The organism is Acidobacteriota bacterium, assembly GCA_016196035.1.
Classification (GTDB): domain Bacteria; phylum Acidobacteriota; class Blastocatellia; order RBC074; family RBC074; genus JACPYM01.
Genome location: JACPYM010000002.1, coordinates 205171 through 220948 on the forward strand (window position 1 = coordinate 205171; position 15778 = coordinate 220948).

Here is a 15778-nt window from a genome sequence, read left to right on the forward strand (position 1 = left end):
AAGATCTAATGCAGTACTGGAGATAACTTTTCCCTGCGCCCCGGGCACAGAAAATCGCCGCTCTCAGCCAGTCCTTGCAACGAAAGCGTGAAATAAGGATTTGGAACTTGGGGCCGAGTAGCGAGTTCCTCGTGGTCGCAACTAATCGAGCCAGAATTCTTTGCCTGAGAAACGCTGCGCAAGCTTTGTAAGCCAACGCCGCTGCGCCGCGCCCCTTCAAGCCTGTTCCCGGGCTGAGAGCACAAGCAAATAACTGCGGCATTTGTGTGAAGCGACCAGAGCAGGTTGCCGGCCGATTGCTGATCCACCATCAGTTGCAGGGAATTTGAGAACTGATACATTCCAGCCAGGCCCACATCAAAAGGGCGCGAACCGGGGCTGCCGGGGTTAGTGGATGCAGAGGGCAAGACAGCTTGCTTCGAAAAGTGATTGGCGTTTGGTAAAGAGGCAAAATCGGCTGTCTGCGAGGTTGTAAAAGGTGAAACAACGTGCGTGTGGCCAGCCAAAGCTCCGCCCATTAACACGGCGTCAAAAAGCCTCAACAAGCTGTGCGTAAAAGCAGTCCCGGATTTGTGTGTGAGTGTGTGATGCATTCGGCCCCTTGGCGAAACTACCAAAGAACAATCAAAAACAAGGTGCCTTTGTTAAACCCAACCAGCCAGAGTCCTTCCCAAATACCAGCCATAGAAAGGCGATCTGAGATCACCGGCTCCCGCACCAGAACTGAAGACCTTTAATCTCTATAGGTACTAAAGCATATTCGCCGGTTATTCCCAGGCAAACACTAACCGGCGACCAAATTGTTTGGCGTAAGGTACAGAGCTTGTGAAGTGCCCGATGCCGATTGCGACTTCACAACGATAGACTCAACTGAAAATGTTGTAGCTGAATCTTGAGAGATTGATCAAACGGCCCTTGGTTTTCACTTCGACCTGGAATTTCTAGCGGGTCTTAAGCAAATGAGGCGAGAGACGTTTAATCACGTGCCGGAGTATATCGCCCGGTTCTGACCTTGGCAAGACACCGGTCTTAAGGTGCTTTTGAATTTACTGCCAGCCCATATTCTAGCCACGCATATCAGCGAGAAAAGGCAAATCACGGCGATATCTTTCCAAATCCGCCAGGCTCACCTCAGTTTGAATCACACCTTCAGACGCCGTCGCCGTAACCAACAGGTCGCCGCGCGGGCTGATAATGCGGCTGCTGCCAGAGTATGACAACGTGGGGTCTTGACCCGTTCGGTTGACGCCCAACACATAAGCTTGGTTTTCGATGGCACGCGCTTGCAGCAACACTTCCCAATGCATGATGCGCGTGACCGGCCAGTTGGCCATCACCAAAATCAAGTTCGCGCCCTGTTTGACCGCCGCGCGAAAGCTTTCCGGGAAACGCAGGTCGTAGCAAATGAACGGGGCGACTTTGAAGCCTTCCCAAGCGAACAGGCATACCTCTTCGCCGGGTTCATAGTGGTCGGACTCACCGCCGTAGGTAAACGGATGCCGCTTGCAGTAACGCGCGATTTCCTGGCCGACGGGGTCATATACCACGCATTCATTGCGCCCTTGGCCTGACTTGCCGGTGGTCACGACACCGCCCGCCAAATACACGCCAAAGGCCTTGGCGGTTTCCGCCAGGAACTGCTGGGTCTCTTGTGAGGCGGTGTCAGAAATGACGGCTGCCCGCATGCTGAAGCCGGTTGCGAACATCTCTGGCAACACGACCAGCGAGCCAGGCGCGGGCGGTGTTTGATCGAGCAACTGACGCACTTTCTGATGATTGGCGGCTTTGTCTTCCCAGACGATGTCCAGTTGGACGGCAAATACATTCATCTTGTTTCTTCTCCCATATCGTTTTCAGGACTTACGCAAAACTTTGCCACAGAGGCACAGAGACACGGAGGAAGTGGGAGAACGGCGCCAATACTATGAAAAGGCTCTGTGTCTCCGTGCCTCTGTGGCTAACCTGTTCGTGTCTTGCGTAAGCCCTGGTTTTGATTCCACGAGCCAGGTGACTCAACCCAATTCTCGGTCTGCCGCATCTGTCGCAGTTTTCCATCCTCACTTCAGGCTTTAGGCCTTACGCGCCCATGTCTCGATGTAAGTCCCCATTTCGACATAATTACTCAAATCCGAAATGATGCGTGCCGCCGCCTTTTCCGCAGCGCTGAGCCACCCGCCCGTGTGCGGCACTAGGCTGGTTCCACCATACATGCGCCATTCCAGCGGCGTCAGGCCATGTTTTGCCAATAACCGGCGCAAGGATTGCGGGGTAAACCCGAAAACATGAAAGGGCGAGAAGGTCGGCGAAAGATTAACCACCCAATTCCGCAAACGTAATCGTTGATAAAGATTACCGATGTGAAAATAGAGTCCCGCCTCGTTCGGAACATCCACAAAGAGCAGTCCGCCGGGTCTCAAGACCCGCGCAATGGAACGAATGACAGCATCCGGTTCATACAGATGTTCCAACACGGCAGCCAGGATAACGACCTCAAACGATTCAGCAGGCAGGCTGCAATTTTCGATGGCTTCGGTTAGCACTTCTACGCCGGAATTGCGCGCCGCCCAACGGGCGAACGGCGGCGATGGCTCGATGCCGACAACCTCCCAACCCGCCTGTTTGGCCGCGTACAAAATCTCGCCACGCCCGGCCCCAACATCCAACAAGCGCCCTTTGCCACGGCCTAGCGTTTCAGCCTTTTGCAACAAACGTACTGCGCTCTCGGCTTTGCCCGCTTCGTCGTGAGCCGCAAAATACTCTTCGGGCGGCAATCCATAATGCTGCTCCAAACCGCCTTTCGGAATGGGCATCGGGTTGGGGAAGATCAACCCACAGCCGCCGCAGCGCCAGAGGCGCGTTTCAATACCTAAACATTGCCGATGCGCGGCGCCGCCACGCCGGCCTAAATACCTGGCTGGTTCAGACACACAGATGGGGCAGGCTTGCGCACGCCAGTGATAGTCAGCTTCCGTGAGCTTAAGCCCTTTTTCCACGTTGAAGACCTCCCGGTTTTTATTCTCCTAAAATCGTTTTCACGCCGTGTACTAACCGCCCAACCCCTGCCCTGACCGTCTCCGGCTGCAACGCGCCATACGAAATGCGCAAGTAACAACCCGCACTGCCAAACGCGTTGCCGGGAATGGCGGCCACGCGGAATTCGCGGATGAGCCGTTCGACCAGCGCCAACGGAGGCAGCGACGTCGCCAGCTTCAGATAAAAATAGAAGGCCCCCTCGGCGGGCGGAACCTGGCAATGCGGCGCAAGCTGCGCCAGTTCACGCAGCACGGCCAACCGCACCTCCGCCAACTGGGCCAGATAGGCCGCGCTGTAGCTGCGGCCCACCTGCATGGCACTCAGGGCGGCAAGTTGTGAGACCACCGGCGGACAGATCAGGATCGTATCCTGCACCTTGTTGACGGCCTCGAAAAGATGTTCAGGAATCACCATCCAGCCGATCCGCCAACTGGCAAAGCCGTAGCCTTTCGACAAGGAATAAAGCGAAAGCGTATGCGCGCCGCTCCCGGCAATCGAAGCCGGTGAAAAGTGGCGGGCATCATCATAGGTGAAATACTCATACGCCTCATCGCTGATGTGATAGAGGCCGCGCGCGCGGCAGAGTTCGTTGACGGCGCGCAGGGCCTGTTCGGGATAAACCGCCCCGGTCGGATTGTTCGGCGAGACGGTCACAAGCGCGCGCGTCTTGGGGGTAATGGCGGCGGCGATCAAATCCGGCTGCAATTGGTAATTCGCGTCGGTCGGCACGAGTACCGGCGTACAATTCGCCATCGTGATGGCCATTTCGTGATTGAAATAGTAAGGCGCGGGCAGAATGACTTCGTCGCCCGGATCGCAAAGCGCCAGCACGGCATTCATAAACGCCATATTGCCGCCCGCCGTCACCACGATGCGATTGTCCTGGCCGACCTCGATGCCGTTTTCAATGCGCAATTTGCCGGCAATCTGTTCAACCAAGGCAGGCACGCCATAAACCGGCTGGTATTTGTGCAAGTCGGGACGCTGCTGCAATTCTTGCACGGCGGTGTAAATCTGTGGCGGCGGTTCATAAAAGACCACCCCCTGCCCCAGCGAAATCGTCCCGGGGGTTTGCCGGATCAGCTCAGCGACGACCGGAATGATCGGCGCTTGAACGGCCTGCATGCGTTGCGCTAGCTGCATTGTTTGGGAACCTCGTAAAAAGTGTGGTGCTCTCTTAGCGTGGCAAGCGGCATCTTGTCAAAAGCCCAGCCACGAAAGAGGTGCTGCTTGACAGTACCACAGGCATCGGCTACTTTTCCGGTTTGCCAACCACGTCAAATTCGCGTCTGTAGCGGGTGGGTACGCGGTCGCGCAAGTTTATCAATTAGTTTTTGATTCAATTTTGAGAGAAATTCTAGCGGGCCGAAGCGGCCAGAGAGGTGTGTTATGAAACCCAATACCCATCCTAACTATCAGGAATGCAAAGTCGTCTGCGCGTGCGGTTCGACTTGGACGACGCGCTCGACACGCAAAGAACTACACGTGGAAATCTGTTCGACCTGCCATCCCTTTTACACCGGCAAACAAAAGCTGGTGGACACGGCGGGCCGCGTTGAACGATTCCAAAAACGCTATGCTAAAAAGGCGGAGCCAAAGGCGGAACCAAAAGCGGAACCAGTGGCATAGGCGGACTGCCACCAAACGCTATGAAGCTGAGATTCGTTCATCACACATTGTCCGGCTTGAGCGCCCGCGCGCCTCGGCCGTTCTGTGTGTGCGTTCATCGCTAGCAGTCGTAAATTTACGAAGCCACAGCGCATCCCGTGCTGACCAAATGACCACTTGCGCTGGTCATTGTTGCGCACCGGGATTGCGGCTGTGGCTTTCTGTTTTGGGCGTGCGCGTGACAGATTTGTGCCGGAAGGAGCAGCAATGAAACCTGAAAAAGAAATCATCGTCGGCGGTCAGGCCGTGATTGAAGGCGTGATGATGCGCGCGCCGCATTCCTATGCGGTGGCCGTGCGCCGGCAGGACGGCCAGATTGTCAGCAAAGCTGAACCGCTGCCGAAGTTGGATGAAAAATATCCCTGGCTCAAAATTCCCGTCTTGCGCGGCAGCGCAGTGCTGATCCATTCGATGGCGCTCGGCATCAAGGCGCTCAACTTTTCGGCAACCGTGGCGATGGAAGAGCAGGAAGCGGTCGAGCAGCAAGTCCAGCCTGCCGTCAAAGCCGCCGCTGCGACCGGCGTGCTGATGACAACGGCTCACGCTATCGAAGCACCCGAAATGCTCCGCGCAGTGGCAGAAACTGAAGAAAAGCCCAAGTCATCCGCCGCTGCCGCCACGGCTGCCGGTTCGATGGTTTTCGCACTCATCTTCAACGTGTTGCTCTTCATTGTGCTGCCGCTGTTGGTGACCAATGCGCTGTTTATCTATTTCGGCTGGGGCAATGCGCCGCAAGCCACTTTCACTGCCGATGCCAATGCGCCCTGGTATCAGGCTGGCTGGCACTGGTTGCAAGCTTACATGAAACCGGTGCGCCCCTCGGTTTCTTTCAATCTACTCGACGGCGTGATTCGCATGGGCCTGTTTTTGCTGATGATTTGGAGCTTTTCGCGGCTGCAAGACATCAAGCGCATCTTTGAATATCACGGTGCCGAGCACAAAACCGTCTTCGCCTGGGAAGCGGGCGAAGAGTTAACCGTCGCCAATGCGCGCCGCCATCCGCGCCAGCATCCGCGTTGCGGCACCAGCTTCTTGATGGTGGTGATGCTGGTTTCCATCGTGCTTTTCTCGGTCGTCAAATTCGACGCGCTGCTTTTGAATATGTTGACGCGCATCGCGCTGATGCCGTTGATCGCGGGCATCTCCTACGAAATCATCCGCGCGGCGGGCAAGAAAGAATCCAGCGCGCTGTTCTCGTTGATGACACTGCCTGGTCTCTGGCTGCAAAACGTGACGACACAAGAACCCTCCGACGACCAGTTAGAAGTGGCAATCTACGCCCTAAAAGAATCGTTAAAGCTGGAGCCCCAAGAACCGTTAGCAGTCGGCAGTTAGCAGCGAGCAGTTTACTTGCTCCGCTACTGACTACTGACTACTGACTACTGACTACTCGCTTATGTTCGACAAACTTGAAGCCATCGAAAGAACCTACGAAGAGTTGACCCAGCAGATGACCGACAACGACGTCATCTCTGATCAGACGCGCTACACCAAGATCGCCAAGCAGCACCGCGACCTCGAAGCGATTGTCGAGAAATACCGCGAGATGAAGAAATTCGACAATGACATCGCGGGCGCGCGCCAGTTGCTCGCCGAAACGACCGAAGCTGAGATGCGCGAACTGGCCGAACTCGAACTTGCCGAAAATGAGGTGAACCGCGTCAGGGTCGAAGAGGAATTGAAAGTCCTGTTGCTGCCCAAAGATCCCAACGACGAAAAGAACGTCATCTTTGAAGTCCGCGCCGGCACGGGCGGCGAAGAGGCTTGTTTATTCGCGGCGGAAATCATGCGGATGTATGCCCGCTACGCCGAACGCCACGGCTGGAAATTCCAAATCACGGACATTTCCGAAACAGGTCTCGGCGGCATTCAAAAGGCCGAAGCCATCATCGAAGGCGACAAGGTTTACTCCAAACTCAAACACGAATCCGGCGTCCATCGCGTCCAGCGGGTGCCGCAAACCGAAACCAGCGGACGCATTCACACCTCCGCCGTCACTGTCGCCGTGCTGCCCGAAGCCGAAGACGTGGACGTAAAAATTGACGCCAAGGACATCCGCACCGACACCTTCTGCTCCTCCGGCCCCGGCGGCCAATCGGTCAACACGACTTATTCTGCGGTGCGCCTGACACACTTGCCCACCGGCCTCGTCGTTTCGATGCAGGATGAAAAGTCGCAGATCAAGAACCGCGAGAAAGCCATGCGCGTGCTGCGTTCGCGGCTCTACGAAATCGAGCAGCAGAAACAGCACGACGCCATCGCCGCCGAACGCCGTTCGATGGTCGGAAGCGGCGACCGTTCCGAAAAGATTCGCACCTACAATTTCAAAGAGAACCGCGTCACCGATCACCGCATCGGCCTGACGCTGCATCAACTCGATTTGATTATGGAAGGCGGGCTGGATGAGTTGATCAATTCGACGGTGGCGTTCTTCCAGGCAGAGAAATTGAAGCAGGAGACCGAGCGGCAAGTCGCGGGCGTGTAAGCCATGACCATCGCTGAAGTCTTAAAAGAAGCCAGCGCCGCCTTGCGCGCCGCCGCTGTTCCCAACGACCTGCTTGACGCGCAAACGCTGCTCGCCCACGCGCTCACTTGCGACCGCACGCATCTGATCGTGCATTTCAACCAGCAACTCACTGACGAACAACAAACCAGCTTCACCGCCTTGATCGCGCGCCGCGCCGCAGGCGAACCATTGCAATATATCACCGGCCAGCAGGAATTTTTCGGCTTGCCGTTTCTGGTTACGCCCGCCGTGCTAATTCCCCGCCCCGAAACCGAGATTCTCGTCGAAGAAGTCATTCGCCTCGCTCAACTGCACAACTGGACGAATCCGGTGATTGTGGATGCGGGCACCGGTTCGGGCTGCATCGCCGTAACGCTGGCGCGCGAATTGGAAGGCGCGCAAGTCATTGCCACGGACATCTCGACCACAGCGCTCGCCGTGGCGCGCCGCAATGCCGCATTGAATGGTGTGGCTGAGCGCGTGCAGTTCGTGCAAAGCGATTGGCTCGACGCAGTGCCAGCGGAACCCTTAGCCGACTTCATTGTCTCCAACCCGCCTTATGTCGCCGCGCACGAAATGCCGACGCTGCAACGCGAAGTGCGCGAGTGGGAACCGGCGCTGGCGCTCACCGATCAAGGTGATGGTTTGGGCTGTTATCGCCGGTTGCTGGCAGATGCTCCGGCGCGACTGAAGCCGGGCGGTTACTTCCTGTGTGAGTTGGGTTATACGCAATCGGCGGCGGTCAGTGCGTTGGCGGATCAAACCATCTGGACGGAGCCGCAGATGCTTGACGATTTGCAGGGCATTCCGCGCACGTTGGTGTTGCGGCGACGATAGCAACCCCTGGGTACGCACCGCTTCCAGCGTGCAGATTTGGCAGCGGACACGCGAAGGCCGGAGGGAATCCCTCCGGCCTTGTTGTTTCTGATCCCAAGACCGCACGCTGGAAGCGGTGCGTACCCAGGTTGCGGCTACTTACCAAACAAACGCGCCACCGGCTTCCCGGCCTGCGGATTGTTCTCGCTGTAATCGAATCCCAGCCAGCGGCAGAGCGTCGCGGCGGCCTGATTCTGGTAAATCGTTTCGGCATCCTTCCATTCGCCACGCAGCGCGCTGTCCGGGCTGACGAAAGCCATCCAGATGTATTGCGCTTCGGGGACTTTCTCGCCGTGATCCGTCCAGTCGCGGATGGTTTTGCCGCGCCCGTGATCGGTGGTGAACAGAATCGAAGTTTTGCCCTGATAACGCGGCGTGCGTTGCAGGTACTCCCAAATCGCTTTGATCTGTTGATCGTTGTGCGCGAACGAATCGAGCACGTGCGCGTATTCGCCGCCGTGCGCCCAATCGTCGGTTTCGCCCAGCGCGATGTGCACGACGCGGGGCTGATACTTTTGCATGTGCGCCAGCGCAAAGCGCACGGTGAAGTAATCGAAGCGCACGCTATCCCAGGGACTGAGCCGTTCGTTTTGCAGCTTGCTCAGCACTTTGATTTCCGGGTCGGTCGAAGGATATGGCTCGTGCCCGGCATTGATCGTCACCGCGCCTTCTTCGTGTTCGCCGATCCAGTTGAACACATCCCACGAACCGAACAGCGCGACCTGGTTTTGATTGAGCTTGAGCTTGCGTTTGAGGAATTCGAGCACGCTGGTGTTCGGATTGCGGTTGCGGTCGTTGCTGTTGATGACGTCGTCGTGCGCCTGCCCCGTGAGGATTTCGGAATAGCCGGGATAGGAAAACCACATTTTGTTGGTCGTCATCACGGCGCTGTTCAAACTGCGATTCCCGGCAATCGAACCGTATTGCTTCAGCAGCGTGCCCCAGAAAAAGGGCATCAACTTTTCGCGGCGTGCCGCAGGCGTGTCGGCCCAGTATTTTTTATAAAGCGCGGAGTCCTCGACTTTGCCGCGTTTGGTTTTGTCTTTGAGGATGTCGAGGTCGAGGCCGCCAAAAATCTCCTGCGTGCGCGCGCCGTCGAAGGTGATCAGGATGACGTTTTCGGTTTTGGTTTGCGCGGCGGCAGCCAGGGTCAGGGCGAAGAGGAAAACGAGGATGCGTAGGGTGTCTTTGGTTTTCATTGCAGCGTAGCCTTCAGGAAAAGCAGAGAGTACGGAACAGACGGAAAGAACGGAACAGACGGAAAAGCCCGTTGGTTTCCGTTCAGTCTGTTCCGTTCTTTCCGTCTGTTCCGTACTCTCCTTTAGTTTTTAGAAAATCAGCTTCAACGCGAACTGAAGCTGTCGCGCCGGGAAAGTGGTACGGATGGTGCCGTAACCGCCAGTTGCCGTGCGCGCATTCGTTGCAGTGGGGTCGGGCGCGCCGAAGTTGGTATGGTTGAAGAGATTGAAGGCTTCCATACGGAATTCCAGCTTGGTGCGCTCTTTCCAGACCGGGAACGCTTTGTGCAAGCCCAGATCGGTTTGCGCGAAGCCAGGCCCCCGCACGATGTTGCGGCTGGCGCTGCCGAATAACTGGTCGCCGGTGGGGATGGAAACTCCCGCGACGTTCAGATAATCGTTCGGGTCAACGCCGGGGCTGCGCAACGGCTGCCCCGTCAGGTTCGGGCGCAGGGTCGCCTGACCACCGACGCTGAAACCAGAAACTGCGTTGTAGAACAGATTGACGGGCAGCCCGCTGTTCAGGGTGTTGATGAGCGTCGCACGCCAGCCGCCGATGAGGTAATCGAGCGCGGTTGAACTATTGGCCAGCTTTCGGCCTTTGCCGAACGGCAAGTCATACACCACGCTGGTCGTGTTGTTGAGCGGTTGGTTGTAATTCGATAGCCCCTTGTCAGCACCGATGTTGCGAATGTTCAGGCGCGAGTTGTCGCCCGATTGCGTTTCCAAATGACCGGCGACGTTATCAATCGCCTTCGACCAGGTGAAGGAGTTGAGCAGGTACAGACCCTGGCTGAACCGCCGTTCCAGCTTGATCTGCAAGGCGTGGTAATTCGCAAAGCCGGCATTGAACGAAGCCTGCACGAAACCGAAATCAGCCAGCGGGCGGCGTGATTGGAGCGACGGGAGCGCTTTGCGGTTGGGATCGGTCGTCGGCAAATTCGACAAGCGAATCTCTTCCGCCGTCACTGTCCGCGCCTGGTTGTAATCGCCCAGCGCAACCAGTTTGACGCTGTGATTGCCGACGTAGCCCACGTCCAGCAGCAAGCCCTTCATCAATTCACGCTGCACGGTCAGATGCCAGCTTTGCACGTAACCCGTCCGCGTTTCGGCGGGCGAGAAGTTGGTGCGCGTCGTCAAGGTGGTGGCGCGCGCCGGCGAAATCAGCCCCGCCGGATAACCGGCCTGCGTCGGGCGGAAGCAGTTCAGGAAGTTGTCGCCCGTGCAAAGCGGCGACGTAATCGCCTGATCAATCGTCACGCCGATGATTTGCGGCAGGTTGAAGGCCAGCAGGTTTTCGCCGCCCAGCCGGTTGAAGTGGATGTAGCTGATGCCGTAGCCGCCGCGAATCACCGTCTTCGGCGTCAGGTTGTAAGCCAGCCCCAGGCGCGGCGACCAATTGTTGCGGTCGGGATTGACCAACGCGCGATTGTAAAGTGAGCCGCTGCTGGCGAAGATCAGCTTCTTCGCCACCGGATCGAAGTTGGTCAACTGGTTCTTGTCTTCGTACTGTGGTGTGGCGAATTCGTAGCGCACCCCCAGGTTGAGCGTCAGCTTTTGATTCACCTTGAAATCGTCCTGCAAGTAAGCGAAATGCATGCGCTGGCGGTATTGCGCCAGAAAGAAATTCGCCAACTGATATTGGCTGCGCGCGCCAAACAGGAAATCGGCGAAGTTGTAGATGTTGTTGCTCCCCGTTACCGTGGTCGGGCGGCTGAATTGACCGCTGTAAGCATCCTGCCCGTATTTCGGAGCGAAGTCTTCGACCTCGGTGTTGATCCGTTGGTATTCGTAACCGGCCTTCAAACTGTGGCGGCCCAGCACCTGCGTGTAGTTGACGCGCGGGTTCCAGATGAACGGGTCTTGATGCTGCGGGTTGGACGATTGACGGCCAATCTGCGTGAAACCGCTGATGGCCTGCGAGTTCAAACCGCCGCCAATGGTCGGATCGGTCGGCAAGCCCGGCAACAGAAAGTTCGGATCGCCCAAACCGGTCGGGTGCTTGCCCGCTTGGGTGCGCGAAATGCCGAGCCGGAATTCCACGATTGAATTGCTGGATAGGTTATAGGTCACGCCGCCGGCGAGTTGCTGGTTCAACACATAAATGAAGGCGTTACGTTCGCCGCTGAAGACCGGCCCGGGAATGACCGGCGCTTCATAATTGTTCACCTTGCGGTGGCTGACGCGCACGAAACCATTCAGTTTGCTATTGAAGGTGTGATCGAGCTTGAGGTCGAATTTGTCGTTATAAAACTTGCTACGCGGCAGGTTCTCATAGTTGTTCGAACCGACGCCAGTCGCGGTCGGATTGGTCACCGGCAGAGCCAGCGCAGCCAGCACGCTCTTGGCAAAAGGCGTGATTTCGTTCGCCGGGATGTTGCCGTCGGCATAGACCGTGCCGGTGAACGGATTCCGCACGGGCACCGCCAACTGTCCCGCGCGCTGCGCCGCCGTCGGCACGGTGCCGAATTGCAGCGTGCGAATGATGCGGCGGAAGCCTTCGTAATCGGCGAAAAAGAAGGTCTTATCGTGAATGATCGGACCGCCGATGGTGCCACCGAACTGATTCTGAAGCAGGACGGGTTTGAATCCGCGCGTCGGTTTGAAAAAGCCGACCGCGTTGAGCGACGTATTGCGCAGGAATTCGTAGGCCGTGCCGTGAAATTCATTGGTGCCGCTGCGAATTGCGGCGTTGATCACCGCGCCGCCCGCGCGCCCGAATTCGGCGCTGAAGTTGTTGGTCTGGACTTTGAATTCCTGCACGGCGTCGGGCGAAGCCTGCACGACCTGATTGGAAAAGCCCTGATTGCTGGTGCCGTATGAGTTGTTGTCTACGCCGTCAATAATGAAGTTATTGAGCGATGAGCGCAGCCCATTGACGTTGAACGAAGCATCGCGCGCGCCATTTTCCAGCGTCGCCAGCGCCGAACGCCGCACGCCGGGTGAGAGCAATGCCAGATCGGCATAAGCGCGGCCATTCAGCGGCAGATTGACGATCTGTTCGCGGTTGATGATCTGGCCGCGGTCGCTCGATTCGGATTGGAGCAGTTGCGCGCTATCGGCTGAGACCGTAACGGTGTCAGTCACCGCGCCGGCCTTCATCGCCAAATCCACGCGCAGGCGCGCGCCGACATTGACCTGAACATTTTCGGCCACAGCTTTGGAAAAGCCCGCGGCTTCGGCGCTGATCGTGTAAACGCCGATCTTGACGTTATTGATCTGGTAATTGCCTTCTTCGTCCGTTTGCACGGTATGGGTAATGCCGGTCGCCGTGTTTTTGACCGTCACATTGGCTTTGGGCAGCACCGCACCCGAGGCGTCGCGCACGGTACCTACGACCGTCGCGGTATCAAATTGCCCATACGCCAGCGGCGCAAACAGGCAGCATAGCAACGCAGCGGCAGACAGGCGCGTCAAGCGTTGCAAGGTGTAATTCAACTTCATCTTCTGACTCCTTGAGTGGATAGAGTATGTGAGTGCCAAGTGGCAAGCGTACCTTCGCGGCGTCAAGCTTGCGTTAGCTTACGTGCGAATTAACGTCAAAATTACATCCCAGCAAAGCAGGCTTCCTGTCTCGGATGGAAAAGTCATCGGCAGGATTTTTCGTTGGCATAGCTTCGCCGCAAGCGGCGGCATAGTCAACCGTCCAGACGGAGATTGGCCCCGGCAAAACAAAAGCTGCGAGCAGTGTTGTGCTGCTCGCAGCTTTTTCAGGCCAGGCTGTCAGTCTCCTACTTGAGTCGTTCGTCCTTGGAAATCTGTCCGTCCAGAATCGTCAGCACGCGATGCGCATGGGACGCAATGTCCGGCTCGTGCGTGACGACGATGATCGTATTGCCGCGTTCGTGCAGCCGTTCGAGCAAGGCCATGATTTCAACCGAGGTCTTGGAATCGAGGTTCCCGGTCGGTTCGTCGGCCAGAATGATCGAAGGGTTGTTGACCAGCGCGCGCGCGATGGCGACGCGTTGCCGCTGGCCGCCCGAAAGCTCGTTGGGTTTGTGGGTCATGCGCTGGCCCAATTCGACCGATTCCAGCGCCTTCTTCGCTTTCTCGAGGCGTTCGGCGGAGGGCGTGCCGTTGTATATCAGCGGCAATTCAACGTTGTGCAGCGCCGTCGCGCGCGGCAACAGGTTGAACGTCTGGAAAACGAAGCCGATCTCTTTGTTGCGGATGTAGGCCAGTTCATCGTCATCCATCTGCGAAACCAGCTTGCCGTTCAGCCAGTACTCGCCTTTGGTAGGCGTATCCAGACAGCCGATCATATTCATCAGCGTAGATTTGCCCGACCCCGAAGGCCCGATGATGGCGACGTATTCGCCCTGTTTGATCTCGAACGTAACCCCGCTCAAAGCGTGAATCTCTTCGTCGCCCATCACGTAAGTCTTCCAAAGATCCGTCGTGCGGATCATCGTGGGCCGTGCGTCTTCGTTTGTCCGCTCGCGTTGCATTTGGGGTTTGGCCTCTAGTTCCATCATTGCAGCAACCATAAATTACCTCGGTAGTCGGTAGCCGGTTGTTGGTAGTCGTTAGTCGGTTGTCGGCTTGCGATAGTTCCTAACCGACTACCGACTACCGACTACTTGCTCTCAGCCTTCTCGTCCTTCTTCTTGTTCTTGTCTTCGCGCTTGACGATGGTGTCGTCTTTGAGCGTGCGCAATTGGCGGTACGGCCCAATGATGAGTTCAATGCCTTCTTTCAAACCGCTCTTGATTTCGATGTCGTTCTCACCGGTGATGCCGGTTTCAACGGGCACGAACTTGGCCTTGTTGCCGGCCAACGTGAAGACGCCCTTTTGCGCCTTGCGTTCTTTCTTTTCGCCGGGCTTGGGCGAAGGCGCGCCTTTCTCTTCGGGCTGTTCGCGTTCAACCAGGGCTTGCAACGGAATAGCCACAACACTCTCGCGGCGGTCGGTGGTGACCGTGGCGGTCGCTGACATGCCGGGCCGCAACGCATTGCGCACCTCGTCATTCATGTTAATCAGGCGCACGACGACCTTGAAATCCTTGGCTTCCTGATTGCCGCTGGTTTGCGTTTGCACGATGTTTTGGCCGGTGCGCGTGATGGCCGAAGCGGCCTTCTCGACGACTTCGCCTTCGATCTCGCGTTCGCCCAGGGCATCCACTTTGACCTTGACCTTCTGGCCGACCTGCACATTTTTGATGTCGGTTTCATCCACGCGGACTTCGACGTTAATCAGCGACATGTCCGCGATGATCATCAGCGGCGTGGACGAAAAGCTGGCTGTCGCAAAGGTGCCGACCTGAATCGGCAGGTTGGCGATGACGCCGTTGATGGGCGAATACTGCGTGGTCTTGGCCAACAGATCGGATTGGCTGCGCAATTGCGCTTGTGACTGGGCCGCGCGCGCTTGCGAGGCCGCCAGACTGGCGCTCGCTTGACTGACGCGAATCTCGGCGTCCTTGATCTGCACTTCAGCCTGTTTGACACGCGATTCAGCCGAATTGACGGCAGCCGTGGACGCATCGAACCGCGCCTTGGCCGTGTCATAAACCGAACGTGAATTGATGCCCGCCTCAACCAACTCGGTGTTGCGCTTCAATTCGATCTCGGCGTTGGCGCGGTCAATTCTGGCGCGTTCCAAATCAGCCTGCGCCACGCTCAACGCCGCGCGCATATTGTTGATGGTGTTTTCCGCCGCCGAGACGGCCACGGTCTGGTTTTGCACATCCGCTTGCGAAGCGCGCAAAGCAGCCTCTTGCAAAGTGGTCGCCGACGACTGCTGCGTCGGGTCAACGCGCAACAGCGGTTTGCCTTTGTTGACGACATCGCCTTCTTTGACATAGATGTCGGTCACGCGGCCCGGCACTTCAGAGGTTAGGTTGATCAGGTGGACAGGGCGGACTTCCCCATTGGCGGTGACTTTGGATTCGAGCGCATTGCGGCGCTCGACTTTGGCGACTTGGACTTCGGGGGCATCGGTGCGGCGCGCCCAGACGCTGGCCCCGATGATGCCCGCTAACACGAGAATCACCACGGCAGTGATTCCTATCTTTTTATTTCTGGACATCGGCATTGCGATCTACTCTCCTTCTCCGGGCTTCAAACTCCGGACTTCAAAGCTGAAGCCAATCAGAAGTCTTGGGATTCTGTTTATTGTTTTTAGGACGTACTCTCGGTTGCGTCAACTTCCTGAGCCGTGCGCCTATACGTCTTCAGTTTCGGCCTTGTTTCAAACTTCTTGGACGAAAATATAAGGGGCCATTCTAGCAACCAGCCCTGCTATGTCCAAACGATAATTTCCTGTCAGTATTAACAACCAAAATAAAATTGCTGGCTGCCACGAGTCGGCGCCTTCAAGCTAATGAGCCCCAGCGCCCACGCAACGCACGCCCTGCCGGACTGCGATGCTAACGAGTTCCCTGGCTCTGGCGCTGCCGCGCGCTGCTTTTTTTGCGACGAGCGGTGGGCGGTATATGATGCCGCCCGTTACCGGACT

General features: G+C 57.1%; 12 protein-coding genes. 4 read left to right on the forward strand and 8 right to left on the reverse strand.

What is annotated here, in order from left to right; genetic code table 11:
- Nucleotides 1-5: 5 nt before the first annotated feature.
- The 4 genes from HY011_00970 to HY011_00985 all read right to left on the reverse strand — a co-directional run bounded on the left by HY011_00970 (nucleotide 6) and on the right by HY011_00985 (nucleotide 4176).
- Nucleotides 6-593: a hypothetical protein gene (locus HY011_00970; protein MBI3421485.1), complete on the reverse strand. Its 588-nt coding sequence runs from the start codon at nucleotides 591-593 to the stop codon at nucleotides 6-8.
- A 471-nt stretch (nucleotides 594-1064) separates the two neighbouring features.
- Entirely contained in the window at nucleotides 1065-1829 is a 765-nt protein-coding gene (locus tag HY011_00975; GenBank protein MBI3421486.1) for a carbon-nitrogen family hydrolase, read from the reverse strand.
- Nucleotides 1830-2069: 240 nt separating this feature from the next.
- Nucleotides 2070-2993 carry a methyltransferase domain-containing protein gene (locus HY011_00980; protein ID MBI3421487.1) on the reverse strand — a complete coding sequence of 308 codons (924 nt, stop codon included), beginning with the start codon at nucleotides 2991-2993 and terminating at the stop codon, nucleotides 2070-2072.
- Nucleotides 2994-3012: 19 nt separating this feature from the next.
- The gene (locus tag HY011_00985) at nucleotides 3013-4176 is read right to left on the reverse strand and encodes a pyridoxal phosphate-dependent aminotransferase (protein MBI3421488.1); all 1164 of its coding nucleotides are present in this window, start codon (nucleotides 4174-4176) and stop codon (nucleotides 3013-3015) included.
- Nucleotides 4177-4422: 246 nt separating this feature from the next.
- Between HY011_00985 and rpmE the strand changes: the two genes are divergently transcribed.
- From rpmE to prmC, 4 genes are all read left to right on the forward strand, one after another.
- Entirely contained in the window at nucleotides 4423-4662 is a 240-nt protein-coding gene (gene rpmE / locus HY011_00990; protein MBI3421489.1) for a 50S ribosomal protein L31, read from the forward strand.
- 246 nt (nucleotides 4663-4908) lie between these two features.
- The gene (locus tag HY011_00995; GenBank protein ID MBI3421490.1) at nucleotides 4909-6036 is read left to right on the forward strand and encodes a DUF1385 domain-containing protein; all 1128 of its coding nucleotides are present in this window, start codon (nucleotides 4909-4911) and stop codon (nucleotides 6034-6036) included.
- A gap of 61 nt (nucleotides 6037-6097) precedes the next feature.
- Entirely contained in the window at nucleotides 6098-7186 is a 1089-nt protein-coding gene (gene prfA, locus HY011_01000; protein MBI3421491.1) for a peptide chain release factor 1, read from the forward strand.
- Between the two features lie 3 nt (nucleotides 7187-7189).
- The gene (gene prmC, locus HY011_01005; protein MBI3421492.1) at nucleotides 7190-8044 is read left to right on the forward strand and encodes a peptide chain release factor N(5)-glutamine methyltransferase; all 855 of its coding nucleotides are present in this window, start codon (nucleotides 7190-7192) and stop codon (nucleotides 8042-8044) included.
- A gap of 134 nt (nucleotides 8045-8178) precedes the next feature.
- Here the strand turns inward: prmC and HY011_01010 are convergent, their stop codons facing one another.
- The 4 genes from HY011_01010 to HY011_01025 form a co-directional block, all read right to left on the reverse strand.
- Nucleotides 8179-9282, reverse strand: a complete 1104-nt coding sequence (locus tag HY011_01010; GenBank protein MBI3421493.1) for a phosphoglyceromutase — start codon at nucleotides 9280-9282, stop codon at nucleotides 8179-8181.
- Nucleotides 9283-9411: 129 nt separating this feature from the next.
- Nucleotides 9412-12765: a TonB-dependent receptor gene (locus HY011_01015; GenBank protein ID MBI3421494.1), complete on the reverse strand. Its 3354-nt coding sequence runs from the start codon at nucleotides 12763-12765 to the stop codon at nucleotides 9412-9414.
- 287 nt (nucleotides 12766-13052) lie between these two features.
- A complete protein-coding gene (locus HY011_01020) occupies nucleotides 13053-13730 on the reverse strand; it encodes an ABC transporter ATP-binding protein (GenBank protein MBI3421495.1) in 678 nt (225 codons plus the stop codon).
- Nucleotides 13731-13897: 167 nt separating this feature from the next.
- Entirely contained in the window at nucleotides 13898-15355 is a 1458-nt protein-coding gene (locus HY011_01025) for an efflux RND transporter periplasmic adaptor subunit (protein ID MBI3421496.1), read from the reverse strand.
- Nucleotides 15356-15778 lie beyond the last annotated feature (423 nt).